Raw genomic sequence first — 23,144 nt, 5'->3', positions numbered from 1 at the left:
ACGCAGGGCGGAATTTGGAAAGGCTCTATTCTACGCCATGCCGGTGTCCGTCTGCGCCCGAATCTCGCACGGAGCGCCCCGCGGAATCGGCCGGGATGGACAATTCCGGCGGCGTTCGATTCGAATCGCGGAAGAATCGGCTTGGCGCGGGCGAGGTCTGTCCGTCCGAGTGTCGCAATTCCCTGATAGTTAGGTATTGACCTAAGTAATTGCGGTGACTATAGTCAGGCAAATGACTAAGCATTCCATTCCGCTGGATCGGATCTTTCTGGCGTTGTCCGATCCCACGCGACGCGCGGTCGTCGAGCGCCTGACGTTGGGCTCTGCGTCTGTCAGCGAATTGGCGCGTCCGTTCTCGATGGCATTACCGTCCTTCTCCCAGCACTTACGTGTGCTGGAGGACAGCGGTCTGGTTGTCTCGCACAAAACCGGGCGCGTTCGCACCTACGCGCTGGCCACCGAGGCCTTGGCCGGCGCGCAGGACTGGTTAGGCTTTCAACGCGACAGGTGGGCGCGCCGTCTCGATCAACTCGATGACTATCTTTTGCAGATGAAGGAGACGTGAACATGAGTCAAGCCAGTCTTTTCTCCGTCGATCCGACGCTGGATCTGGTGCTGGAGCGTTATGTCGATGTACCGTGCGAGCGCATCTGGGCCGCGTGGACGCAACCGGAACATCTCAAACGATGGTTCACGCCTGTGCCTTGGCAGACTGTTGCGTGCGAGATCGACCTACGTCCAGGGGGATTGTTTCGTACGGTCATGCGTTCGCCGGAGGGGCAGCAGTTTCCGAACGTGGGGTGTTACCTCGAAGTGGTGGAGAACGCGCGGCTCGTATGGACGAATGCTGTGCTGCCGGGGTTTCGTCCGGCCCCTGCGCCGGTCGCGGAACATGGTGGCTTCCTCTTCACCGCCGCCGTGCTCATGGAGGCGCACGGCAAAGGCACGCGATATACGGCCATTGCCATGCATGCTGACGAAGCGACCCGTGCGCAACATGAGGCCATGGGATTCCACGACGGTTGGGGCAAGGCGCTCGATCAACTGGTCGAACTGATGACGTGACGCGCCGACCTTCACAAGGTCGCGGGTCGCACACTCGCATCGCCGAATGAAAAATGGGAACGCCCTGAAGGGGACGTTCCCATTTTCAATTTTGCCTTTGACGTCGATCCCGCGTGCGCCGGGCCGTGACGCAATGTCAGGCGCCGAGATACGCGCGCTTGATGTCGTCGTTCGCAAGCAGGTTTGCGGCCGAGTCGGCGAGTACGACACGACCGGTCTCGAGCACATAGCCGCGATCGGCCACGTGCAGCGCCTTGTTCGCGTTTTGCTCCACCAGAAACACGGTGACACCTTCTTCGCGAATCGCACGAATGATATCGAAGATCTGCGCGATCACGAGCGGTGCCAGGCCGAGCGTCGGTTCGTCGAGCAACAGTAGGCGCGGACGGCTCATCAGTGCACGCCCGATCGCCAGCATCTGCTGTTCGCCGCCCGACATCGTGCCGGCGCGCTGCTTGCCGCGCTGCGCGAGCCGCGGGAACAGTTTGAAGACGTGGTCCATCCCGGCATCGATTTGATCCTTGGAGGCGAAGAAGCCGCCCATCTTCAGGTTCTCGATGACCGTCAGACTCGGAAATACCCGGCGGCCTTCCGGTGAAATCGCCAGCCCCATGCGCATGATGTCGTGCGTGGCGCATCCCGTGATGTCGCGACCTTCGAACATGACACGTCCGCTCGATGCGCGCGGCGCGCCGCACACGGTCATCATCAACGTCGTCTTGCCCGCGCCGTTACTGCCGATGAGCGTGACGATCTCGCCCTTGTTCACTTCGATCGACACGCCCGAGAGCGCCTCGACGGCCCCGTAATGGGTATGGATCTGTTCCAGCTTGAGCATTATTCCTCCCCGAGGTAGGCCTTGATGACGCGCGGGTCGCGCCGCACCTCGTCGGGCTTGCCGGTCATGATCGGCTTGCCGTGTTCCATCACGAGAATCCGGTCGGACACGCCCATGACGAGGCTCATGTCGTGCTCGATCAGCAGCACTGAGATGCCGAACTCGTGACGCAGGTTGTCGACGAGTTGCTGCAACTCGACCTTCTCTTGCGGATTGAGGCCGGCGGCCGGTTCGTCGAGCATGAGCAGACGCGGCTCCGTGATCATGCAGCGTGCGATTTCCAGACGTCGCTGGTGTCCGTACGACAGCGTGCCGGCCTCGCGGTTGGCGACGGCCGTCAGGCCCAACCGGTCGAGCCACGCCTTGGCGCGCTCGAGCGCCGTGCGTTCGGCGCGACGGAACGCGCTCGTCGAGAAGAGCCCTTGCACAAAGCCGCTATGCACGCGCATGTGCTGTGCAACGAGCAGGTTTTCCACCACCGTCAACTGGCGGAACAGGCGGATATTCTGGAACGTGCGTACGAGGCCACGTCGCGCCACGCTATGGCTCGGCAGGCCGGTGATGTTGTCGCCGTCGAGCGTGATCGAGCCGCCCGTGGGGCGATAGAAGCCGCCAACGCAATTGAAGACGGTCGTCTTGCCGGCGCCGTTCGGGCCGATGATGGCGAAGACTTCGTGCGATCGGACGTCGAAATCGACGCCATCGACGGCCAGCAGACCGCCGAAGCGCATCTGCAGGCCGGAGAGTTTCAATAGGGGTGCACTCATTGCGGCAGCTCCACGTGCGGGCGGGTGGCGGGCAACAGGCCCTGCGGACGCCACATCATCATCAGCACCATCACCAGGCCGAAAATCAGCATGCGGTATTCGGCAAAGTCGCGCGCGACCTCCGGCAGGACGGTCAGCAAAATGGCCGCGAGAATCACGCCGATCTGCGAGCCCATGCCACCGAGCACGACCACGGCGAGGATCAGCGCCGATTCGATGAACGTGAACGATTCGGGCGTGACCAGCCCCTGACGTGCGGCAAAGAATGCGCCGGCGAGCCCGGCGAACGATGCCCCCAGTGTGAACGCGGAGAGCTTGATGCGCGTGGGGTTCAGGCCGAGCGAGCGGCACGCGATTTCATCTTCGCGCAACGCTTCCCAGGCGCGGCCAATCGGCATGCGGATCAGGCGGCTGGTGACAAACAGCGTGAAGCCCACCAACGCAAACGCCAGCAGGTAGAGATAGATCACCATGTGCGAGCCGTCATACGGCAAGCCGATCAGTTCGTGGAATGTCTTCACGCCATCGACACTTGATGATCGCGCCATCTCGATGCCGAAGACGCTGGGCTTCGGAATGCCCGACACGCCGTCCGGTCCACCGGTAAGGCTCGTCAGGTTGTTCAGCAGCAGGCGGATGATTTCCCCGAAGCCGAGCGTCACGATGGCCAGATAATCACCCCTCAGACGCAGCACGGGGAAGCCGAGCAGGAAGCCGAAGGTGGCCGACATGAGTGCGGCGATCGGCAGGCATTCCCAGAAGGTCAGGCCGAAATACTGGTTGAGCAGGGCATAGGTATAGCCGCCTACCGCGTAGAAGCCGACGTAGCCCAGATCGAGCAGGCCGGCGAACCCCACGACGATGTTCAGGCCCAGGCCGAGCACGCAGTAGATGAGCGCGAGCGTCGCAACGTCCACCGCGCCGCGCGAGCCGACGAACGGCCACACGAGTCCGATAGCGAGCAGCACCCACATCGCGCTCAGTTGTTGACGGCGTCCCAGGGTGGGCATGGCGGGCAGCTTCACGGCACGCGTCGAGCGCAGCAGGAACGGCTTGAGCATCTGGAACACGAAGACGACCGCAGCGGCGATCCAGACCGGACGCCAGTGCTGCTCGATCACGACGCGGTAGCCGTCGAGCTTCAGTTGCAGGCCGAGGATGGGGGCGGTGAGCACGATCGTCACGAGTGCGGAGATGACCGCACCTTTGAGCGTGCCGCCGGCCGGTGCGCGTTGGGCGGCGCCGGACTTGAGCGTGAGTGGTTGTGTCATGGTCGACCTCAGACTTTCTCGACGTCGGGCTTGCCCAGCAGGCCGGTGGGGCGGAACAGCAGCACCAGCACCAGCAGGCAGAACGCCACGATGTCCTTGTACTCGGAAGGCATGTAGCCCGAGGCGAGCGTTTCCGCCAGCCCCAGCAGTACACCGCCCAGCATGGCGCCGGGAACGCTGCCGATGCCGCCCAGCACCGCCGCCGTGAAGGCCTTGATACCGGCGATGAAGCCGATGTACGGATTGAGCTTGCCGATGGTCAGGCCGATCAGCACGCCGCCGACGGCCGCGAGCATGGCGCCGAGCACGAACGTGAACGAGATCACGCGGTTCGTATCGATGCCGAGCAGGTTTGCCATGCGCATGTCCTCGGCGCAGGCACGGCAGGCGCGTCCCATGCGCGAGTTGGCGATGAACAGCGTGAGCAGGATCATCAGCGCGACGGTCACCCCTACGATCAGCATGCGAGCGTAGGGAATGGTCACCGTGAAGTCACCCATCGGGATATCGATGGCGCCGGAGATCAGCATCGGCACGGACACGTCGCGCGCTCCCTGGCCGATCTGCACGTAGTTCTGCAGGAAGATGGACATGCCGATGGCGGAGATCAGCGGTCCGAGACGCGGGCCGCCGCGCAGCGGGCGATACGCCACCCGCTCGATCGCAAAGCCATACAGGCCGGTGATCAGCACCGAGACCAGCAGCGCCGCGCCCAGCACGAGCGGCAACGGGTAACCCGCTGCGGTACCGATGGCCGTCAGTGTGACGAGACCGACGTAGGCGCCGATCATGTAGATCTCGCCGTGAGCAAAGTTGATCATGCCGATGATGCCGTAGACCATCGTATAGCCGATGGCAATCAACGCGTAGATCGCGCCCAGCGTCAGGCCGTTGACCAGTTGCTGGGCAAACTGCGGGAAAAATTCGTTCATGCGGGAAGCCTCGCGACGAGCGGGGGCCGAGCGCGAATGCACGCCGCCCGCCGGGATCGGCGGGCGGCTGGGGGGATTCGCTGGCCGGTAATGCGTCAGGAAATCAGTTGGCGGCGGTCTTGGTGGCGTCTTTGTGCCAGGTGTAGACCACGAACTTGAACGACTTCAGATCGCCTGCCGCGTCATACGCCACCTTGCCGATCGGCGTGTCGAACGTGTTCGCGTGCAGGTACTTGGCCACCTTCTCCGAGTCGGTGCTCTTCGCGCCGGTAATGCTCTTGGCGATCAGTTGCACCGCCGTGTAGGCCGGCATCTGGAACGGACCGTTCGGATCGCGCTTGGCGCTCGCGAAGGCTTTCACCAGCTTGGCGTTGGCCGGGTCGGCTGCGAAGTCGGCGGGCAGCGTCACGAGCATGCCTTCCGAGGCCGGGCCGGCAATGGCCGTCACGTCCTTGTTGCCCACGCCTTCCGGACCCATGAACGTGGCCTTCACACCTTGCTCGCGTGCCTGGCGCAACAGCAGACCCATTTCCGGGTGGTAGCCGCCGAAGTACACGAAGTCCACGCCCTGTGCCTTGAGCTTGGTGATGACGGCCGAGTAGTCGGAGTCGCCGGCGTTGATGCCTTCGAACAGCACAACCGGGATCCTGGCGGCGTCGAGGTCTTTCTTCACCGACGTGGCGATACCCTGGCCGTACGACTGCTTGTCGTGCAGCACGGCCACCTTCTTCGGCTTGACCTTGTTGATGATGTACTGCGCGGCCGCCGGACCTTGCTGGTCGTCACGGCCGATGGTGCGGAAGATGAAGTGACGCTTCTTGCCTTCGGTCAGCTGCGGTGCAGTCGCCGATGGCGTAATCATCACCACGCCTTCGTTCTCATAGATGTCCGATGCCGGAATCGTCGAGCCCGAGCACACGTGACCGATCACGTACTTGATCTTCTGGCTGACGATCTTGTTGGCGACGGCGACCGCTTGCTTCGGCTCGCACGCGTCGTCCATCATCACGGCTTCCAGCTTGTTGCCGTTCGCCCCGCCTGCCGCATTGATTTCGTCGATGGCGGTCAGCGCACCCGCCTTCACCATGTCGCCGTATTGGGCGACCGAACCGCTGAACGGGCCGGCGATGGCGATCTTGACGGTCTCGGCGTTGGCGCCCGTGCCGAGGACGGCAAGCGCAGCGGCGACGAACAGGGATTTGTGACGGAACTGCATCGTGGACATCTCCTTGATTTGTATTTTTTGAGCACCCGGTCGTGCGGTGCGCTTGATCGACGGCGGAACCCGGTCGGTATTGGCTCACTCCTGCCGCAGGCGGCAGAAACGATGCGCCATAGTAGCGTAATCCGCCGTTAAATTGGAATAGCTATCCAGTGATGCCGTGAAACCCGCATGAATAAAGCGTTTCAAGACAGTCGTAAGGAAAAAATAAGAGTCGTCACAGCAATAATGCGTAGTACTACGCAGATTGAAAATTAAAAAAATCGGAGATGAATCGAAAAATCGAGGGGGCGATTCGGCGCCAGGGGAGAAGACGGGATGGATTGTCGAGTAGGACATTTTGGATACAATCCGCCGATCATTGATATCCAATTTTGGCGGTTTGCATCCGATCTCGGGAGCGCCGGATCGATCGACGCGCTACATCGCCAAGGTGTGACGCCGATTGCGCGAGCGCCGGATGAGCGCGAGAAAGGCGTTGAGAATCGGGGAATCGTCGTCGCGCCGGTACATGCAGTTCAGTTCGATGGCGCGCAGATGCCGTGATTTCAACGGCCGGTACACCACGCCGGGCAGCCGCAGGTTCGCCGCCGACTCGGTTGTCACGCAAACGCCGAAGCGGCTCGCGACGAGCGCGATCGACGTCACTACATCCTCCACTTCCTGCTCCACGCGCAACGTCACCCCCTCGGCCCGAAACGCGGCGGCGACTTCCTCGGCGAGTCCTGCGACCGGTGCATTCGGGTAGAGGATCATTCGCTCGTTATCGAGATCGGCCAAGCTCAGCGACGCGCGCTCGCATAACGGATGACCTTCATACAGCGCGACGAGAAACGGCTCGCGATGAATCCAGTCGACGACGAGATCCGGCTCGTCCGGAATCAGCCGATTGAAGCCAACGGCGATGCGTCGCTCGCGCAGCGCCGCGATCTGGTCGGTCTTCGACAGGTTGTGCAGACCGATCTTCACTTCGGGGCGCTCGGTGTGAAAGCTCGCCAGCAGGCGCGGAATCGCGTTGAGAATGCCCGAGCTGAAGATGCCGACGTCGAGCCGCCCGATATAGCCTTCGCCGGCGAGGCGCGTCTGCTCCTCGGCGCGGCGTGCGAGCGCCAGGATGTTCGGCACTTCGGCGAGCAGCGTTTGCCCGGCAGCGGTCAACGTGGCGCCCTTGGGGGTACGCACGAATAGCGGCGTGCCCAACTGGGCTTCGAGCGTGTGAATGTGGCGGGTGAGCGGTGGCTGCGCCATGTTCAGCCGCTGTGCCGCCCGCCCGAAATGGCCCTCCTGCGCGACGGCAAGAAAGTAGCGCATTTGTTTGATGTCCATGGAAGGCTCCGTTCCGGCGAGATAATGTGATACCGAAATAGTATCGGAATCTTGGAAATCGGTATTGGACGGTATCTCTCGGCGCGCGCATGATGGCTTCCTCCGAAAGCTTTCTTTTCGGCATTTTCAGGGGACAGCCTCATGCCAATCGTACAAATCCATTTGGTGGAAGGTCGCGACGACGCCACCGTGAAGGCCTGCGTCAAGGCCGTGGCACGCACCGTCCACGAGACACTCGGCGCACCGCTCGAATCGATCCGCGTGTATGCGACGCAAGTACCGGCCGCGCACTGGGCGGTGGGCGAGCACACCAAGGATGAGCCGGCGGCGCCGGCCAGGGCGGACGCCCGATGAGCGCGACCTCACCCCGCGACGCCGCCACGCAGGCGCGCTTGCAGCAGGCGGCCGACGCGCTGCACGACGCGGGGCGCTCGCACCGCTTCATCGCTCCGTTGCGCGACACGTACGCGCCGCTCACCATCGACGACGCCTATGCGATTCAGCGCATCAACACCGAGCGGCGTCTGGCGGCCGGGCGTCGCACTGTCGGCTGCAAGATTGGCTTGACGTCGGTCGCCGTGCAGAAGCAACTCGGCGTGGATCAGCCCGATTTCGGCTTGCTGTTCGACGACATGGGCTATGGTGACGGCGAGCCGATTCCTGCCTCGATCCTCACGCAGCCGAAGATCGAAGCCGAGATCGCCTTCGTCATCGGCAGGGATCTGCGTGTGGACAACCCGGGCCAACTCGACGTCATCAACGCCATCGAGTACGCGTTGCCCGCACTGGAGATCGTCGGCAGCCGCGTGGCCGACTGGAACATCCGCATCACCGACACGATTGCCGATAACGCATCGTCGTCGGCCTACGTGATCGGCAACACGCCGAAGACGCTCGCCGAATTCGACGTGCGCCTGTGCGGCATGGTCATGGAGCGTCGCGGCGAGCCGGTGTCCGTCGGCGCGGGCGCGGCCTGCCTGGGCAGCCCGATCAACGCCGTGGTGTGGCTAGCCCGTACGATGGCGGCGGTGGGCACGCCGCTCAAGGCGGGTGACCTGGTGCTCTCGGGCGCGCTTGGCCCGATGGCCACTGTCTCGCCCGGCGATATTTTCGAGACCCGCATCAACGGCCTGGGCTCGGTCCGCGCCGTGTTCGAACCTGCCAGCGAGGCGGCACGATGAGCCACATTCAAGACTACGCAACGCTGCTCGACGACGCGGCGCATTTCGCGCACGAGGTCGAGCAGTTCGATACCGACAATCGTCTGTCGCTCGACGACGCCTACGCCATTCAGGCCGCATCGCTCGCCCGTCGTGCCGCACGCGGCGAAACGCGTGTCGGCGTGAAGATGGGCTTTACCAGCCGGGCGAAGATGATGCAGATGGGACTGTCCGACGTGATATGGGGGCGCCTCACGTCCGGCATGCAGGTCGAAGAGGGCACGGCCATCGACTTCACGCGGTACGTGCATCCACGCGTCGAGCCGGAAATCGCCTTCATCCTGAAGCGACCGCTCGAAGGCAATGTCACGGGCCCGCAGGCGCTCGCGGCGGTCGAAGCGATTGCGCCGGCCATCGAGATCATCGATTCGCGCTACAAGGACTTCAAGTTCACGTTGCCGGAAGTGATTGCCGACAACGCGTCGTCGAGCGGCTTCGTGATTGGGGCCTGGCACGATCCGCATGTCGATTTCTCGAATCTGGGATTGGCCATGACGATCAACGGTCGCACCGTGCAGGTGGGGTCGAGCGCGGCGCTGCTCGGCCATCCGCTGCGTTCGCTGGTCGCGGCGGCGCGTCTGTCAGCCGCCGCGGGCGAGCCGCTCCAAGCCGGCTGGATCGTGATGGCTGGCGGTGCAACGCCGGCTGAATACATCCAGCCGGGCCAGTATGTGTCGGTGGAAATGGAGGCGCTCGGTCGCGTGGGCTTCCACGTCTGAGCATGCAGGGGAGGGGCGTGTCATGGCAGGGTGAGCGCGTCCGGCCATGCAAAGTACGCGGGGCGCGCCCGACGGCACGCCCGGAGTTGTCCTGCCTGCATCCCTCTAGACAGCAGCACGCGGATTCAGTCGCGTTTGACGCGAGCCATCACCCGCAGATCGCCTTCGATCATGCGCACGTCCGTGAATTCGAGCGCGAGCTTGTCGTCGAGCGACGTGAGCGCAGGCAGGTGGAACATGCCTTGCGCGTCACCGACGATGCACGGCGCGAGGTAGGTGAGCAACTCGTCCACGCAGCGCTCGCGCAGCAGTGAGCCGTTGAGCTTGTAGCCCGCCTCTACATGGAGTTCGTTGAGCTGGCGCTCGCCGAGCGCGCGCAGCAGCGCCGAGAGGTCGACCTTGCCGGTCGTATTGGGCAGGTCGAGCACCTCCACGCCCAGGTCGCGCAGACGAGACGCACGCTCATGATCGCCGTTGGCGCAGATCACGAGCGCGTTGCCGTTCGCGAGCACCTTCGCGGTCGGGGAAATCTCAAGACGTGAATCGACGACAATGCGCAGTGGCTGGCGTGTCGTTTCCACCTCGCGCACGGTGAGCGACGGATCGTCCTCGCGCACCGTGCCGATGCCGGTGAGAATGGCGCACGCGCGCGCCCGCCACGCGTGGCCGTCGGCGCGCGCGGCCGGGCCGGTCAGCCATTGGCTCACGCCGTTGTGCAGGGCGGTCTTGCCGTCGAGGCTGGCCGCTACCTTCATGCGGACCCACGGCGTGCCGCGCGTCATGCGGGCGACGAATCCGACGTTCATTTCGCGCGCCTCATGCTCCAGCAGTCCGCAGCGCACTTCGATGCCCGCGTCGCGCAGCAGGCTCAGGCCGCGCCCGGCCACGAGCGGGTTCGGATCTTCCATCGCGGCGATCACGCGTTTCACGCCCGCGTCGATGAGTCCCTTCGCGCACGGTGGGGTGCGGCCGTAATGGCTGCACGGTTCGAGCGTGACATAGGCCGTGGCGCCACGCACGGACTCGCCGCGCGTGCGCGCGTCTTTCATGGCCTGCACTTCGGCGTGATCCTGGCCGGCCGGCTGCGTGAAGCCTTCGCCGATGATCCGTCCGTCCTGCACGATTACGCAGCCAACGCGAGGATTCGGCGTGGTGGTGAACATCGCGCGCTCGGCGAGCGCCAGCGCGCGACGCATATAAGAGAAATCCTGTTCGGAGAACATGAGGCGTCAGAGCATCAGCGGCCGGTCGGTCAACGCATTGTCCGGCGCCGCGCCGGCATGGGCCGGCAGGAATTCGCGCGCAATGCCGCGCAGGGTGTTCAGCGCGTCGAGCACGCTCTGGACATAACGTTCGTCACGAAACCCGGCGCTCATCTGCGCAACGACGGTGTCCCACGTGCGGGGGGATACCAGCGCATCGACGCCCTTGTCGGCGATCAGCTCGATATCGTGATCGGCGATGTTGATGTACAGGAGAATGCCCGTGCGCTCGCCCGTATGCGCCACGCCGAGCTGGCGGAACAAGTGAACGGCGCGTTGACGGCAGGTATGCCCGTGCCATACGGCAGCGAGCGGCATGGCCGCTTCGATCACGAGGCGGATCTCGCAGCGGTGCTCTTTCTCGGAATCGCGGATCGCGGCTTCGAGGGCATCGAGCGCCTTGTCGGGGAAGAGCCACCGGGCGTGCGCTCGCCAGGTGCCCAAATGCCGCAGCCAGCGCGAGATATCGTGCGTCTTGTGTTGCGTTGCGATTGCTTCGTTTGCCATCGCCATCACCAGTTCCCTGACGAACCGCCGCCGTCGAATCCACCCCCACCGCCGCCGCCGAAACCGCCCCCGCCGCCGCCATCGAATCCGCCGCCGTCGTTGCGTCCCCAGCCGCCCAAGCCGCCGCCCAAGCCGGCGCCGAGACCGGCGCCGAACCCCCCGGCACCGATACGCCCACGTTGGCCGGTGAGCACGCGAGAACGCGGGTCGGTGGGGCTCACGCCGGGCAGACCGGGTCCTTGGAACCGCCTGCGGCTTTCCATGAGGACGACCATCCCGATGATGAAGACGATGAAGAGCAGCGGCAGGAAGTCGGACAGATCCGAGTGCGGCGCGCGCGTCGACGGCAAATTCGGGGCGGGCAGCGCCTCGTTGTTCATCGCCGCCTCGACCGCCGCGACGCCGGCAGCCAGACCGCCGAAGAAGTCGCCGCTGCGGAAATGGGGGGCCATCACGTCGCGCAGGATTCGCCCGGAGATGGCATCGGTCAGCGAGCCTTGTACCCCGCGTCCGACTTCAATGCGCATTTTGCGCAGGTCGTTCGGATTGTTCTTGGCGATGAGCACGATTACGCCGTCGTCCACGCCCTTGCGGCCGGCCTTCCAGGCATCGGCCACGCGAATGCTGTACTGGTCGATCGTCTCGGGAGCCGTGCTCGGCACCATCAGAATGAAAATTTGGCTGCCGCGTTGTTGCTCGTATTGCGCGAGCTGTGTCTCGAGCGCGTTGCGCTGCTCGGGCGTGAGCGTGCTGGTCAGGTCGGTCACCCGCGCGGTGAGCGCGGGCACGGCCACGAGATCCTCTGCGCTGGCGGGCAACGCCAGCGACGCCAGACACGCCAACGCCAGCGCCAACATCGCCCAAAGCGTCGGTCCCCAATGCAACCAACGCGAGCGCGCGTCGTCCGTCACCGGACGGCGCGTCGGCATCCCGCGGCCCTCTGGCGACACCTTGTAGTCCGCGGAGACGGCAGCCATGATCCGATCCTCAGAACTTGACGGCCGGCGCGGTCGAAATGGCCTTTTCGTTCTCGACCGTGAAGTTCGGCTTCGGCCCGTAGCCGAACATCTTCGCCGTCAGATTGTTCGGGAACTGGCGCACATACACGTTGTAGTCCTGCACCGCCTGGATGTAGCGATTGCGCGCCACGGTGATGCGGTTTTCCGTGCCTTCGAGCTGCGATTGCAGATCACGGAACAGGCCATCGGCCTTCAGGTTCGGATAGTTCTCCGAGACAGCCATCAGGCGCGAGAGTGCGCCGGACAGTTCACCCTGCGCTTGCTGGAAGCGCTTGAACGCCTCGGGGTCGTTGAGCGTCTCCGGCGTGACCGTGATGCTCGTGGCCTTCGCGCGGGCGTTGATCACCTCGGTGAGCGTCGTTTGCTCGTGCGTGGCGTAGCCCTTGACCGTGTTCACCAGATTCGGTACCAGGTCGGCACGTCGCTGGTACTGGTTGACGACCTCGCTCCAGGCGGCCTTGACCGCTTCGTCCTTGACCTGAATCTGGTTGTATCCGCAGGCGGACAGCAACGAGGTGAGCAACCCCAGCGCCAGCCAGCGCACGAACGACTGGCGAAGCTTTGTCGGCAACGACACTTGCATGATGTTTCTCCCTGTGTGGGTCAGACGGGCCGACTCGCTACGTGTGCGAAACCCGGCCGAAGGCAGACACGTGACCGACAACGATCACGCGATGGCGCGAAACGCGTCGCGGGCAGCGTCGAGCGTGGCGTCGATGATCGCGTCGTCGTGCGTGGCAGAGACGAAGCCCGCTTCGAAGGCGCTCGGCGCGAGATACACGCCGCGATCGAGCATCGCATGGAAAAACTTGTTGAAACGGGCCACGTCGGACGTTGTCACTTCGGCGAAGCTCTGCGGCACGTTGGCGCGGAAGTACAGACCGAACATGCCGCCGACGCTGTCGCCCGAGAAAGGCACGCCAGCCGTCTGGGCGGCGTCGACGAGCCCCGTGACGAGCTTCGATGTGCGCTTGGCCAGATCCTCGTAGAAGCCCGGCGCCTGAATCAGCTTGAGCGTGGCGAGACCGGCGGCCACGGCCAGCGGATTCCCGGAGAGCGTGCCGGCCTGATAGACGCCGCCCAGCGGCGCCAGATGCGACATGATGTCGCGGCGCCCGCCGAACGCGGCGGCGGGCATGCCGCCGCCGATAACCTTGCCCAGGCAGGTGAGGTCGGCCGTAATGCCGTAGAGCGCTTGCGCGCCGCCCAACCCGACGCGGAACCCGCACATCACCTCGTCGAAGATGAGCACGGCGCCATGGGCGGTGCACAGCTCGCGCAGCGTCTGCAGGAAGTGACGCGAGCCGCGCACGAGGTTCATGTTGCCGGCCACCGGCTCGACGATCACGGCCGCGATCTCGCCGCCTTGGTCCGCGAACAGTTCGCGAAGCTGTTCGACGTTGTTGTACTCCAGCACGAGCGTGTCGCGCGTGACTTCGGGCGGCACGCCGGCCGACGACGGCGCGTTGCGCGTCGAATCGGCGAACGTGAGCAGGCCCGAGCCGGCCTTCACGAGCAAGCTGTCGGCATGGCCGTGATAACAGCCCTCGAACTTGACGATCTTGTTGCGGCCGGTGAAGCCGCGCGCGAGGCGCAGTGCGCTCATCGTCGCCTCGGTGCCGGAGGACACCAGGCGCACCTGCTCGATGGACGGCACGAGAGCGCTGAGGGTTTCGGCCATCACGACTTCGGCTTCAGTGGGCGCGCCGAAGCTGAAGCCTTGCGACATCGCGGCGTGCACGGCAGCGACGACGTCGGGATGCAGGTGGCCGACGATCATCGGGCCCCACGAGCCGATGTAGTCGATGTAGCGCGTGCCTTCGGCGTCCCACATATAAGGGCCTTGGGCGCGGGCGATGAAGCGCGGCGTGCCGCCGACCGAACGGAAGGCGCGCACCGGCGAGTTCACGCCGCCGGGGATGGTCTGCTGGGCACGCTCGAAGAGCGCGGCATTGGTAGTGTGTTCGGACATGACTTCGACTTTGTGTGCCTAATGCGTCGATTCTAGCGGATGGCGGTCAAGTCCGGGACTTCTCGCCGCGCGGGGCTTCTGTTAGATTGAAGGCCACTCCCTCAACATCAAGGAAAAACAGGCCCGCCGACATGTTCACCGTCCATTCGCAACGCCCCTCGATCACTGTCTCCACGCTCGACCTCGAACGCCTCGAAGCGCTCATGGCCCAGGCGCCCCGCGCGGCATTGCCGTATGTGGAGGCACTCGAAACAGAGCTTGCCCGGGCGAGCGTCGTCGAACCGGAGCAGATGCCGGCCGACATCGCCACGATGAACTCGGTGGTGCGCTATCGTGATCTCGCCGCGCAGCAGGAACATCGCGTCACGCTTGTGTATCCGCAACATCTGGCGAGCACGCCGAGCGGCATTTCGGTGCTCGCGCCGGTCGGTAGCGCGTTGCTCGGCTTGCGCGTTGGCCAGTCGATTCAGTGGCAGGTGCCGGGCGGCCACCAGATCGCGCTGACATTGCTCGGCATCGATTACCAGCCCGAAGCCGCCGGCGAATACCACCGCTGATCCCCCGTCTCCGACGCCGCACTGGGAGATTCGGGTCTCCCGATTCTCCCGATTCTCCCGATTCTCCCGATTCTCCCGATTCTCCCTATCGTTCCTGCCCGTTCGTCACCCCCCCTGACGCTTCCACCGCTTCCCTCAGGTCCGCAAATCCGCAGTTCCCGTCGTTTCCCAAGTCCGCCGGCTCAGCGACGCAGCCAGCCGCGCGCAATCGGCCACGCCATCAAGCGGCGATAGAGGGCTTCGAGGATAGCCGCGACGATACGACTCGTCTCGCGCGCACTCGCGGTGTGCATGATGAGCGCCACTACGATCGACACCACCAGCGCACCGACCATATCGAGCGGCCAGTGCACGCCGAGGTACACGCGCGCCCAGCACACGGGCACGGCGCATAGCAGCAGGAGCCGGCCGAGCAGGCGCGGCGAGCGCGCGAGTGCGCCCATCAGGACGAATGCCGACGTGAACAGGATCGACGCGTGATTGCTGGGGAAGGCACTCGTCGGCGCATGCGGGAGCAGGTTCGTGCCGAGACCGACGACGAACGGCCGCGGTTCGAACCAGGCCAGACCGATCGCACCGTTGATCAGTAGCACGAGCGCCACGCCCAGCAGACCGTGCACGGCCCCCTCGCGGTCGCGACCGCCAGCGAACCACAGGAGGGTCAGGCCCACCGGAAGCAGCAGGATCAGGTATTTGGCGAGGAGAACGGCGATGGCCAGTTCGCCTTCACTGACATTGGGCGAGGCATTGACGGCCAGGAACAGGGCGCGGTTGATTGAATCCATGAAGTCCGGGGGCAGGAAGCAGAAAGCAGGAAGCACGAACCGGCCAGGCCGGTCGCCCGGCACGCCACCGGGTTGCGTGCGGTGCCGGTGCCTCGACGGCCGCCGGCGGGCGGTTTGTGACGAAAACATGACAGATTCTGACTGAGCCGCTTCCCGCTGGAAAGTTGCATTCGTCATCATTTTGTAACACGGTGAATTGTCACTTTTCTTTCGACGCACTCGGGGGTAAAATCGCGCCGTCATAGCTCTAAGGAGGTCCTTCCGTGGACAGTAGTTCTAGTGGTAGTTGCCGGTCGGCGCAGGTCGACACCCTCACCGCGAGTTAGTCCCCGGGATCTTCCCTGCCGCTGACTCGCATAGCCGGGTTGGCGCGCACCTCTGATGTACGCATCGAATGTCCAATGCCCTTGGCCGCCGCGCCGAAGGGTTTTCTTGGGCCATACCGATAGCGTCCGTCTTTCGTAGCACGCTCCCTAATTTGCTTTACATCTGCCGTTCGGGCTGTCCCGTGGCGCGCAGGGGTTCGTTTTCAGGCCGTTTGCCGTGGGCGCCGGTGATGAAATGCGAGCCTCTCGTGCGCGCCGGGCCGATTGCCGCGCGGCCGGGAGAATCATCGTGTTCCGTTACTCCATGACCCTTCGCGGAGGCAATCCGCAAGCCCTGATGCTGCCCACCGAGTGCCTGCATCACTATCACGTCGCCCCACATGCCGAAGACGCCGCTGTCACGGCGCGCCCGGGCGCGAGTGCGCGACTCGGACAGTGGCTGCTGGCGCTCGTGCGTCGCAACGCACCGACCGGACGCGCGGGCTGAGCCTACGCGATAACGGTCCCCAGGCATCGGCGACTGGCCGGTGCCCAGCGATATCAACCGTATTTTCAGGATGTATCCGATGCAACAAGCTCTCACGTTCAGCGAGCGACTGATTGCGGTGCTTGGCGCGCGCCTTGGCCTGCGCTTCTTCCGCCGCCGCGACATGCTCGAAACCCTCGATGCGCCAGCGCATGGCCACGAGGCACCGCCAGGTCTGCTCGACGCCGCCCGCGACGCCGGCCCGGATCTGCTCGCCCGTCTGCACACGACGCGCGACGGTCTGTCGGATGACGAGGCCGCCACCGTGCGGGCCCACGCCGGCGTCAACGAAGTCGAGCACGAAAAACCGTTGCCCTGGTGGCGGCACTTGTTCAACTGCTACCGCAATCCGTTCAACCTGCTGCTCTCGGCACTGGCCGCTGTGTCGTACGCGACCGACGACACCGAGGGAACGATCATCATCGCGTCGATGGTGATCATTTCCACGGTGTTGCGATTTGTGCAGGAGGCGCGCTCGACCAAGGCCGCTGAAAAGCTCAAGGCCATGGTGAGCACGACGGCGACGGTGCTGCGTCGCGAAGCGTTCGGCCATGAGGGCGCGGAGGCCGACAACGTGCGGCGTTTGGGGCGCATGGGCCGTGAAATCGCGTTGGCCGAACTGGTGCCGGGCGACATTGTTCTGCTCGCGGCGGGCGATATGATTCCGGCGGACGTGCGCATTCTCGCGGCCAAGGATCTGTTCGTCTCGCAATCGGCGCTCACTGGCGAGGCACTGCCCGTCGAGAAATTCGCGCACGCTTGCGAGTCCGGCGGCAGCAATCCGCTCGCCTACGACAACCTCGCGTTCATGGGCACGAACGTCGTGAGCGGGTCGGCCACGGCTGTCGTCGTGGCGACGGGGGCGCGCACGTTCTTCGGCTCGCTCGCGCAGCGTGTCACGGCGCAGCAACCGACGGTGACGTCGTTCCAACAGGGCGTGAATCGTGTGTCGTGGGTGCTGATTCGCTTCATGCTGGTCATGACGCCCATCGTGCTCCTGATCAACGGCTTCACGAAGCACGACTGGCTCGAGGCGTCGCTGTTCGCGCTGTCGGTGGCGGTGGGACTCACGCCTGAAATGCTGCCGATGATCGTGACAGCCACGCTTGCCAAGGGCGCGGTCGTGCTCTCGCGCAAGAAGGTGATCGTCAAGCGGCTCGACGCGATCCAGAACTTCGGCGCGATGGATGTGCTGTGCACCGACAAGACCGGCACGCTCACGCAGGACAGGATCTGTCTCGAGCGTCATACCGATGTGTGGGGCCATGCGTCGGAAGACGTGCTCGAGTATGCCTATCTCAACAGCTTCTACCAGACCGGCCTGAAGAACCTGCTCGACGTGGCGGTGCTCGATCATGCGGAGCTGCACCAGCATCTCGACATCGTGAACCGGTATCGCAAGATCGACGAGATCCCGTTCGACTTCCAGCGCCGTCGCATGTCGGTGGTGGTCAGCGAGAACGGCGATCATCACGAACTGATCTGCAAGGGCGCGGTGGAGGAGGTGATGGCCGTGTGCAATCGCGTGCAGCATGGTGCGAACGTCGAGCCGCTCACGCCCGATGTGCTGGCCCGCCTGCGTCGCGTCACGGCCGACCTGAATGCCGAAGGTCTGCGCGTGGTGGCCGTGGCAACGCGCCACTTGCCGCCGGTGCGCGACAGCTATGGCATTGCGGACGAGAGCGAACTCGTGCTCGTCGGGTATATCGCGTTTCTCGATCCGCCCAAGGAGTCGACGGCGCCGGCGCTCAAGGCGCTCGCGGCGGCGGGTGTCCAGGTCAAGGTGCTCACGGGCGACAACGATCTCGTGACGGCGAAGGTCTGCCGCGAAGTGGGGCTGGCGGTGAACGGCTGTGTGCTGGGCGATGACATCGAGGCGATGAGCGACGCCGAACTGGCGCACACGGTCGAACGCGCCAACGTATTCGCGAAGCTCACGCCGTCACACAAGGAGCGCCTGGTGCGCCTGTTGCGCGCGAACGGTCATGTCGTCGGCTTCATGGGCGACGGCATCAACGATGCACCGGCCTTGCGCGCGGCCGACATCGGCATTTCGGTGGACACGGCGGTGGACATCGCCAAGGAAGCGGCCGACCTGATCCTGCTGGAAAAGAGCCTGATGGTGCTGGAGCAGGGCGTGATCGAGGGGCGTCGCACGTTCGCGAACATGCTCAAGTACATCAAGATGACGGCCAGTTCGAACTTCGGCAATGTCTTCTCGGTGCTGATCGCGAGTGCTTTCCTGCCGTTCCTGCCGATGCTGCCGTTGCAGTTGCTCACGCAGAACCTGCTCTACGATCTGTCGCAGACGACCATTCCGTTCGACAACGTCGACGACGAACAGCTCACGAAGCCCCAGCGCTGGAATCCGGCGGATCTGTCGCGCTTCATGGTGTTCTTCGGCCCGATCAGTTCGATTTTCGACGTACTGACGTTCGTGGCGATGTGGCATTGGTTCGGCGCCAACAGCGCCGAGCATCAAACGCTGTTCCAGTCCGCCTGGTTCGTCGAGGGGCTGCTGTCGCAGACGCTCATCGTGCACTTGATCCGCACGCGTCGCATTCCGTTCGTGCAGAGCCGCGCGGCATGGCCGTTGCTGATGATGACGGCCGCGGTGATGCTGATCGGCGTGATGCTGCCGATGTCGCCGTTCGCGGACACGTTCAAGATGCAGGCATTGCCGCTTGCGTACTTCCCGATGCTCGCGGCCATCCTGCTTGCCTATGCCGTGCTCACGCAAATGATGAAAGGTATGTTCGCGCGTCGGTTCGGGTGGCAGTGAGCGCTCGGGCCTCGGCGTGACACGCCACGCCAGCGGCGAGAGGATTGCCGCTGGCCTTCAAACGACGTTTGGATGAGCCCTCGTGATTCGGCACGCTCAACGTCACCGTTGAGCTAGCGAAGTTTCGCCACCCGCGACCTATACTTTCAGAATGATTTTGTTTGCCATCCGCAGAAGGTGAAATCGCGCCCTGCAGGCGTCGCGTGGCATCAGGCGCGGTCATTTACCCCACATCACGCTCTCGTGTGAGGAGACCATCATGACCCGCAAATTCATCGATTGCCGGGAATTCCCGAGCGCAATGAACTGTTCCGTGGCGCTATCCGCAGATTCCGAAAACGAACTGATGGAGGCGGCTGTGCAACACGCCATTACGGTTCACGGACATACCGATTCCGCCGAGCTGCGTTCGCAACTGCGTACGCTATTTCACGACGGGACACCGCCGGTTGATGCACCGCGTCACGCGTAATCACGCGTTGTTTGCCTGCCAGGAGGTGTCTCATGGTCAATTTGTCCAGCGATGCGATCGCGGATCTCAAGGCCGGCACGAGAGGGCAAGTGCTGCTGCCGGCCGATCCCGGTTTTGACGACGCACGCCGTCTGTGGAACGCCATGATCGACCGCCGCCCGGCGGTAATCGTGCGCTGCAAGGGCGTTGCCGATGTCTGCCGCGCGGTGGCCTTCGCGCGCGATCACCCACTTCGGCTCGCCGTGCGCGGCGGTGCGCATAACATCGCGGGCAGCGCCGTCTGCGACGACGGGCTGATGATCGACCTGTCGCCCATGACGTCTGTACGCGTCGATCCGGCGACGCGTCGCGCGTACGTCGAACCGGGCGCGACGCTTGGCGCTTTCGACCATGAAGCGCAGGCGTTCGGGCTGGCGACACCTCTCGGGATCAATTCAACCACCGGTGTTTCCGGGCTGACGCTTGGCGGCGGCTTCGGCTGGCTGAGTCGCAAATACGGAATGACGGTCGACAATCTGGTGTCCGTGGATATCGTCACGGCAGACGGCGAACTGGTTCATGCCGATGCGAATCATCATGAGGATCTGTTCTGGGCAATTCGCGGCGGTGGCGGCAACTTCGGGGTGGTCACCATGTTCGAGTTCCGATTGCACCCGGTGGGCCCGCAGGTCTACGGCGGGCTCGTCGTATTGCCGTTGGACCAGGCAAAGGCGGCGCTCGTGAAATATCGTGCGGCATTTGACACGATGCCCGATGACCTCTCGGTCTGGGCCGTGCTGCGCCTCGCGCCACCGCTGCCATTCCTGCCGGCAGACGTTCACGGCAAACCGATCGTGGCCTTTGCGATTTGCTATCACGGTGCACTCGCCGACGGTCCGGCAGCCGTCGAGGCGGTACGCACGTTCGGCACCCCCTATGGAGAGCATCTCGGGCCGATGCCGTATGCCATGTGGCAACAGGCGTTCGATCCGCTGCTCACCGCCGGTGCGCGCAATTACTGGAAATCCCACAATCTGGCCGAGATATCGGATGGTCTGCTCGACGTGCTGATCGACGCCGTCGGCCATCTTCCCTCGCCGCAATGCGAAATCTTCTTCGGGCAGATCGGGGGACAAACCGGTCGGGTTCCGGTCGAGGCCACGGCCTATTCAAGCCGCGATGCGCAATATGTCATGAATGTGCACGCCCGCTGGACCGAGGCGAGCGACGATGATCGATGCGTCGCCTGGGCGCGCGCGTTCTTCGAATCGGCTGCGCCTTTTGCACTGGGCAGCGTGTACGTCAACTTCCTGACGCAGGACGAGGCCGAGCGAATCGGCGCGGCCTATGGTCCGAACTACGATCGTCTTGTCGCGGTGAAGACCCGCTACGACCCGCAGAACCTGTTCCGTTGCAACCAGAACATCAAACCTTCCGGTGCATGACCGGCCTTGGGGGCGCCTCCGGCGTCAGGACGGCCTGACGCGTTGCCCCCTTCGTCCCGTGCCCCTTGCCCCGGCAGGGCGATGCGCCTGCCGGTCACGAGTGCTTCGGATACTCCGAGTCGTCGAACAGCACACACGCGCCATGCGGCGCGGTACCGACATTGCGCCGGAATAGACGGAACACGTTGCGCCACGGATCGAACGGCCGTTGCGGTACCGCGGCCGCGGCACGCGCGGCGAGCGTGGCGTCGTCGACTTCGCAGTGCAGCAGGTTCTTCTCGCAATCGATCGTGATGATGTCGCCATCCTGCACACGCGCGAGCATGCCGCCTTGCTCCGCTTCCGGCGACAGGTGAATGGCGGCGGGCACCTTGCCCGACGCTCCGGACATTCGCCCGTCAGTCACGAGCGCCACATGATGGCCTTCGTCCTGCAGGAGGCCGAGCATCGGCATGAGCTTGTGCAACTCCGGCATGCCGTTGGCCTGCGGGCCCTGGAAACGCACCACGACGACGACATCGCGCGTCAGTTCTCCCGCCTTGAACGCCGCTTGCGCACTCTCCTGATCGGCGAACACGCGCGCCGGAGCGCGTACCGTCTGATGTTCCGGCTTGACGACGGATGACTTGATGACCGCGCGTCCCAGGTTGCCCGCGAGCATGCGCAAGCCGCCTTCGCGCGCAAACGGCCGCGATGCCGGGCGCACGATGCCCTCGTCGAGACTGTCGTTGGGGGCGTCCTGCCAGGAGAGCACGTCGTCGTGCAGCACGGCTTCCTGCGTGTATGGGCGAAGACCGTGACCCATGACCGTGGTCACGTCATCGTGCAGAAAGCCGGCGTCGAGCAACTCGCGAATCAGGAAGTTCAGGCCACCCGCCGCGTGGAACTGGTTCACATCCGCCTTGCCGTTCGGGTAGACGTGAGCGAGCAGCGGCGTGACGTCCGACAGCTCGGCGAAGTCCTGCCAGTCCAGCAGAATGCCGCCCGCGTGTGCCATCGCCACCAGATGCAGCGTGTGGTTGGTCGAGCCGCCCGTGGCCAGCAGGCCGACGACGCCGTTGACGAACGCTCGCTCATCGAGGATATGCGACGTGTTGATACCGGTCTTCGCCAGCGCCACGGCGCGCGCCGTGGCCGCCTGCGTGAGCGCGTGACGCAGCGGCGTATGCGGATTGACGAACGACGCGCCGGGCAAGTGCAGCCCCATGAACTCCATGAGCATCTGATTGCTGTTGGCGGTGCCGTAGAACGTGCAGGTGCCTTCGGTGTGATACGCGGCGAGTTCGGAGTCGAGCAGCGCCGCGCGCGTGACGCGGCCCGCGGCATACTCCTGCCGGATGCGCGACTTCTCGTCGTTGGGCAGCCCGGAGGGCATCGGGCCCGCCGGGGTGAAAACGGCGGGCAGATGGCCAAACGCCTGAGCGGCGATGACCAGCCCCGGCACGATCTTGTCACACACGCCGAGGAACATGGCGGCGTCGAACATCTGGTGAGAGAGCGCCACGACCGAGGCCATCGCGATCACATCGCGCGAGAACAACGAGAGTTCCATGCCCGCATAACCCTGCGTTACGCCATCGCACATTGCGGGCACGCCACCGGCCACCTGTGCGCTGGCACCATGCGCCCGTGCTGCGGACTTGATGACGTCGGGGAACTCAACGAACGGGGCGTGTGCCGACAACATGTCGTTGTAGGCCGTGACGATGCCGATATTCGGCGTGCGCTCGGTGCGGATCTTGATGCGGTCGTCGGCGGGGGCGGCGGCCAGCGCGTGCGCGAGATTGGCGCAGCCGATCGACTCGCGACCGGGCTGCCCCTGCGTGGCGCGGGCCACGCCCTCCAGATAGGCCTGACGGCTTGAACGGCTGCGCTCGATCAGTCGCTGGGTCACGCGCTCAACCACCGGATGCAGCGGTACATTTTGCGAAGACTGGGTCATGGGGTGTCCGGAACGTTGTGGGTCGCCCGACGTGGGGGATGTAGTCAAAGAACGAAACTTTGTTGATTTAAAGTGTAGTTAAACTACAATGCAGTGTCAAAGTTGCGCTTCTTCGGTGACATTCGGACATTCGCCGTGTCCGGCGGCCCATTCGCCGCTTGCTGGCTCGCCAGTCGGCGCGCCGAGCGGTGCCCGGGAGAAGCGTTCGGC

Annotated in this window: 23 protein-coding genes; 10 read left to right on the top strand and 13 right to left on the bottom strand. The window is 64.3% G+C overall.

Annotated elements, in window-relative coordinates:
- The first annotated feature begins 232 nt into the window (after positions 1 to 232).
- Both PCE31107_RS15775 and PCE31107_RS15770 read left to right on the top strand, forming a co-directional pair.
- Positions 233 to 565 carry an ArsR/SmtB family transcription factor gene (locus PCE31107_RS15775; RefSeq protein WP_130025117.1) on the top strand — a complete coding sequence of 111 codons (333 nt, stop codon included), beginning with the start codon at positions 233 to 235 and terminating at the stop codon, positions 563 to 565.
- Positions 566 to 567: 2 nt separating this feature from the next.
- Entirely contained in the window at positions 568 to 1,065 is a 498-nt protein-coding gene (locus PCE31107_RS15770) for an SRPBCC family protein (RefSeq protein WP_150609702.1), read from the top strand.
- A gap of 136 nt (positions 1,066 to 1,201) precedes the next feature.
- Here the strand turns inward: PCE31107_RS15770 and PCE31107_RS15765 are convergent, their stop codons facing one another.
- From PCE31107_RS15765 to PCE31107_RS15740, 6 genes are all read right to left on the bottom strand, one after another.
- Positions 1,202 to 1,903 (bottom strand): ABC transporter ATP-binding protein, encoded by a 702-nt coding sequence (locus tag PCE31107_RS15765; RefSeq protein ID WP_150609700.1) that lies wholly within the window; start codon positions 1,901 to 1,903, stop codon positions 1,202 to 1,204.
- The gene (gene livG / locus PCE31107_RS15760) at positions 1,903 to 2,670 is read right to left on the bottom strand and encodes a high-affinity branched-chain amino acid ABC transporter ATP-binding protein LivG (RefSeq protein WP_150609698.1); all 768 of its coding nucleotides are present in this window, start codon (positions 2,668 to 2,670) and stop codon (positions 1,903 to 1,905) included. Before livG ends, PCE31107_RS15765 begins: the two co-directional genes overlap by 1 nt.
- Positions 2,667 to 3,941: a high-affinity branched-chain amino acid ABC transporter permease LivM gene (locus PCE31107_RS15755; RefSeq protein WP_150609696.1), complete on the bottom strand. Its 1,275-nt coding sequence runs from the start codon at positions 3,939 to 3,941 to the stop codon at positions 2,667 to 2,669. Before PCE31107_RS15755 ends, livG begins: the two co-directional genes overlap by 4 nt.
- Positions 3,942 to 3,949: 8 nt before the next feature.
- A complete protein-coding gene (gene livH / locus PCE31107_RS15750) occupies positions 3,950 to 4,873 on the bottom strand; it encodes a high-affinity branched-chain amino acid ABC transporter permease LivH (protein ID WP_017235291.1) in 924 nt (307 codons plus the stop codon).
- Positions 4,874 to 4,976: 103 nt separating this feature from the next.
- Positions 4,977 to 6,089: a branched-chain amino acid ABC transporter substrate-binding protein gene (locus PCE31107_RS15745; protein ID WP_150609694.1), complete on the bottom strand. Its 1,113-nt coding sequence runs from the start codon at positions 6,087 to 6,089 to the stop codon at positions 4,977 to 4,979.
- A 426-nt stretch (positions 6,090 to 6,515) separates the two neighbouring features.
- Positions 6,516 to 7,421, bottom strand: a complete 906-nt coding sequence (locus tag PCE31107_RS15740) for a LysR family transcriptional regulator (protein WP_150609692.1) — start codon at positions 7,419 to 7,421, stop codon at positions 6,516 to 6,518.
- A 141-nt stretch (positions 7,422 to 7,562) separates the two neighbouring features.
- Here PCE31107_RS15740 and PCE31107_RS15735 point away from each other — a divergent pair, with 141 nt between their 5' ends.
- The 3 genes from PCE31107_RS15735 to PCE31107_RS15725 are packed head-to-tail and all read left to right on the top strand — an operon-like array spanning position 7,563 to position 9,360.
- The gene (locus PCE31107_RS15735; protein WP_017235294.1) at positions 7,563 to 7,775 is read left to right on the top strand and encodes a tautomerase family protein; all 213 of its coding nucleotides are present in this window, start codon (positions 7,563 to 7,565) and stop codon (positions 7,773 to 7,775) included.
- A complete protein-coding gene (locus PCE31107_RS15730; RefSeq protein WP_150609691.1) occupies positions 7,772 to 8,602 on the top strand; it encodes a 2-keto-4-pentenoate hydratase in 831 nt (276 codons plus the stop codon). Before PCE31107_RS15735 ends, PCE31107_RS15730 begins: the two co-directional genes overlap by 4 nt.
- Positions 8,599 to 9,360: a 2-keto-4-pentenoate hydratase gene (locus PCE31107_RS15725; protein WP_150609689.1), complete on the top strand. Its 762-nt coding sequence runs from the start codon at positions 8,599 to 8,601 to the stop codon at positions 9,358 to 9,360. The genes PCE31107_RS15730 and PCE31107_RS15725 overlap by 4 nt, the downstream gene beginning before the upstream one ends.
- Positions 9,361 to 9,485: 125 nt before the next feature.
- On the opposite strand, the gene ribD is transcribed toward PCE31107_RS15725, so the two are convergent.
- The 5 genes from ribD to hemL form a co-directional block, all read right to left on the bottom strand.
- Positions 9,486 to 10,583, bottom strand: coding sequence for a bifunctional diaminohydroxyphosphoribosylaminopyrimidine deaminase/5-amino-6-(5-phosphoribosylamino)uracil reductase RibD (ribD, locus tag PCE31107_RS15720; RefSeq protein ID WP_150609687.1), 1,098 nt, complete (start codon positions 10,581 to 10,583; stop codon positions 9,486 to 9,488).
- Positions 10,584 to 10,589: 6 nt separating this feature from the next.
- Complete coding sequence (locus tag PCE31107_RS15715) at positions 10,590 to 11,129, bottom strand: TPM domain-containing protein (protein WP_165385238.1); 540 nt, start codon at positions 11,127 to 11,129, stop codon at positions 10,590 to 10,592.
- A gap of 5 nt (positions 11,130 to 11,134) precedes the next feature.
- A complete protein-coding gene (locus tag PCE31107_RS15710; protein WP_150609831.1) occupies positions 11,135 to 11,986 on the bottom strand; it encodes a TPM domain-containing protein in 852 nt (283 codons plus the stop codon).
- 130 nt (positions 11,987 to 12,116) lie between these two features.
- Positions 12,117 to 12,731 (bottom strand): LemA family protein, encoded by a 615-nt coding sequence (locus PCE31107_RS15705; RefSeq protein ID WP_130025128.1) that lies wholly within the window; start codon positions 12,729 to 12,731, stop codon positions 12,117 to 12,119.
- An 84-nt stretch (positions 12,732 to 12,815) separates the two neighbouring features.
- On the bottom strand, positions 12,816 to 14,120 hold the full coding sequence (gene hemL, locus PCE31107_RS15700) for a glutamate-1-semialdehyde 2,1-aminomutase (RefSeq protein ID WP_130025129.1): 1,305 nt from the start codon (positions 14,118 to 14,120) through the stop codon (positions 12,816 to 12,818).
- A 131-nt stretch (positions 14,121 to 14,251) separates the two neighbouring features.
- Here hemL and rnk point away from each other — a divergent pair, with 131 nt between their 5' ends.
- On the top strand, positions 14,252 to 14,677 hold the full coding sequence (gene rnk, locus PCE31107_RS15695; protein ID WP_017235301.1) for a nucleoside diphosphate kinase regulator: 426 nt from the start codon (positions 14,252 to 14,254) through the stop codon (positions 14,675 to 14,677).
- Between the two features lie 182 nt (positions 14,678 to 14,859).
- On the opposite strand, the gene PCE31107_RS15690 is transcribed toward rnk, so the two are convergent.
- Positions 14,860 to 15,462 (bottom strand): phosphatase PAP2 family protein, encoded by a 603-nt coding sequence (locus PCE31107_RS15690; protein ID WP_174966686.1) that lies wholly within the window; start codon positions 15,460 to 15,462, stop codon positions 14,860 to 14,862.
- Positions 15,463 to 16,077: 615 nt separating this feature from the next.
- Between PCE31107_RS15690 and PCE31107_RS15685 the strand changes: the two genes are divergently transcribed.
- The 4 genes from PCE31107_RS15685 to PCE31107_RS15670 all read left to right on the top strand — a co-directional run bounded on the left by PCE31107_RS15685 (position 16,078) and on the right by PCE31107_RS15670 (position 20,992).
- Positions 16,078 to 16,275, top strand: a complete 198-nt coding sequence (locus PCE31107_RS15685; RefSeq protein ID WP_130025132.1) for a hypothetical protein — start codon at positions 16,078 to 16,080, stop codon at positions 16,273 to 16,275.
- Positions 16,276 to 16,354: 79 nt separating this feature from the next.
- Positions 16,355 to 19,096, top strand: a complete 2,742-nt coding sequence (mgtA, locus tag PCE31107_RS15680) for a magnesium-translocating P-type ATPase (RefSeq protein ID WP_150609683.1) — start codon at positions 16,355 to 16,357, stop codon at positions 19,094 to 19,096.
- A 259-nt stretch (positions 19,097 to 19,355) separates the two neighbouring features.
- On the top strand, positions 19,356 to 19,568 hold the full coding sequence (locus PCE31107_RS15675) for a DUF1059 domain-containing protein (RefSeq protein WP_130025134.1): 213 nt from the start codon (positions 19,356 to 19,358) through the stop codon (positions 19,566 to 19,568).
- Between the two features lie 32 nt (positions 19,569 to 19,600).
- Positions 19,601 to 20,992 (top strand): FAD-binding oxidoreductase, encoded by a 1,392-nt coding sequence (locus tag PCE31107_RS15670; protein ID WP_150609681.1) that lies wholly within the window; start codon positions 19,601 to 19,603, stop codon positions 20,990 to 20,992.
- 94 nt (positions 20,993 to 21,086) lie between these two features.
- Here the strand turns inward: PCE31107_RS15670 and edd are convergent, their stop codons facing one another.
- A complete protein-coding gene (edd, locus tag PCE31107_RS15665; RefSeq protein ID WP_150609679.1) occupies positions 21,087 to 22,934 on the bottom strand; it encodes a phosphogluconate dehydratase in 1,848 nt (615 codons plus the stop codon).
- Positions 22,935 to 23,144: the final 210 nt, after the last annotated feature.

Source organism: Pandoraea cepalis (genome assembly GCF_902459625.1).
Classification (GTDB): domain Bacteria; phylum Pseudomonadota; class Gammaproteobacteria; order Burkholderiales; family Burkholderiaceae; genus Pandoraea; species Pandoraea cepalis.
This window is presented reverse-complemented; position numbering and strand designations above follow the sequence as displayed.

What these genes read in the sequence shown, in the direction of transcription:
- PCE31107_RS15775 (WP_130025117.1), top strand. Translation starts at nt 233, where the DNA reads ATGACTAAGCATTCCATTCCGCTGGATCGGATCTTTCTGGCGTTGTCC.
- PCE31107_RS15770 (WP_150609702.1), top strand. Translation starts at nt 568, where the DNA reads ATGAGTCAAGCCAGTCTTTTCTCCGTCGATCCGACGCTGGATCTGGTG.
- PCE31107_RS15765 (WP_150609700.1), bottom strand. Translation starts at nt 1,903, where the DNA reads ATGCTCAAGCTGGAACAGATCCATACCCATTACGGGGCCGTCGAGGCG.
- livG (WP_150609698.1), bottom strand. Translation starts at nt 2,670, where the DNA reads ATGAGTGCACCCCTATTGAAACTCTCCGGCCTGCAGATGCGCTTCGGC.
- PCE31107_RS15755 (WP_150609696.1), bottom strand. Translation starts at nt 3,941, where the DNA reads ATGACACAACCACTCACGCTCAAGTCCGGCGCCGCCCAACGCGCACCG.
- livH (WP_017235291.1), bottom strand. Translation starts at nt 4,873, where the DNA reads ATGAACGAATTTTTCCCGCAGTTTGCCCAGCAACTGGTCAACGGCCTG.
- PCE31107_RS15745 (WP_150609694.1), bottom strand. Translation starts at nt 6,089, where the DNA reads ATGCAGTTCCGTCACAAATCCCTGTTCGTCGCCGCTGCGCTTGCCGTC.
- PCE31107_RS15740 (WP_150609692.1), bottom strand. Translation starts at nt 7,421, where the DNA reads ATGGACATCAAACAAATGCGCTACTTTCTTGCCGTCGCGCAGGAGGGC.
- PCE31107_RS15735 (WP_017235294.1), top strand. Translation starts at nt 7,563, where the DNA reads ATGCCAATCGTACAAATCCATTTGGTGGAAGGTCGCGACGACGCCACC.
- PCE31107_RS15730 (WP_150609691.1), top strand. Translation starts at nt 7,772, where the DNA reads ATGAGCGCGACCTCACCCCGCGACGCCGCCACGCAGGCGCGCTTGCAG.
- PCE31107_RS15725 (WP_150609689.1), top strand. Translation starts at nt 8,599, where the DNA reads ATGAGCCACATTCAAGACTACGCAACGCTGCTCGACGACGCGGCGCAT.
- ribD (WP_150609687.1), bottom strand. Translation starts at nt 10,583, where the DNA reads ATGTTCTCCGAACAGGATTTCTCTTATATGCGTCGCGCGCTGGCGCTC.
- PCE31107_RS15715 (WP_165385238.1), bottom strand. Translation starts at nt 11,129, where the DNA reads ATGGCAAACGAAGCAATCGCAACGCAACACAAGACGCACGATATCTCG.
- PCE31107_RS15710 (WP_150609831.1), bottom strand. Translation starts at nt 11,986, where the DNA reads ATGTTGGCGCTGGCGTTGGCGTGTCTGGCGTCGCTGGCGTTGCCCGCC.
- PCE31107_RS15705 (WP_130025128.1), bottom strand. Translation starts at nt 12,731, where the DNA reads ATGCAAGTGTCGTTGCCGACAAAGCTTCGCCAGTCGTTCGTGCGCTGG.
- hemL (WP_130025129.1), bottom strand. Translation starts at nt 14,120, where the DNA reads ATGTCCGAACACACTACCAATGCCGCGCTCTTCGAGCGTGCCCAGCAG.
- rnk (WP_017235301.1), top strand. Translation starts at nt 14,252, where the DNA reads ATGTTCACCGTCCATTCGCAACGCCCCTCGATCACTGTCTCCACGCTC.
- PCE31107_RS15690 (WP_174966686.1), bottom strand. Translation starts at nt 15,462, where the DNA reads ATGGATTCAATCAACCGCGCCCTGTTCCTGGCCGTCAATGCCTCGCCC.
- mgtA (WP_150609683.1), top strand. Translation starts at nt 16,355, where the DNA reads ATGCAACAAGCTCTCACGTTCAGCGAGCGACTGATTGCGGTGCTTGGC.
- PCE31107_RS15675 (WP_130025134.1), top strand. Translation starts at nt 19,356, where the DNA reads ATGACCCGCAAATTCATCGATTGCCGGGAATTCCCGAGCGCAATGAAC.
- PCE31107_RS15670 (WP_150609681.1), top strand. Translation starts at nt 19,601, where the DNA reads ATGGTCAATTTGTCCAGCGATGCGATCGCGGATCTCAAGGCCGGCACG.
- edd (WP_150609679.1), bottom strand. Translation starts at nt 22,934, where the DNA reads ATGACCCAGTCTTCGCAAAATGTACCGCTGCATCCGGTGGTTGAGCGC.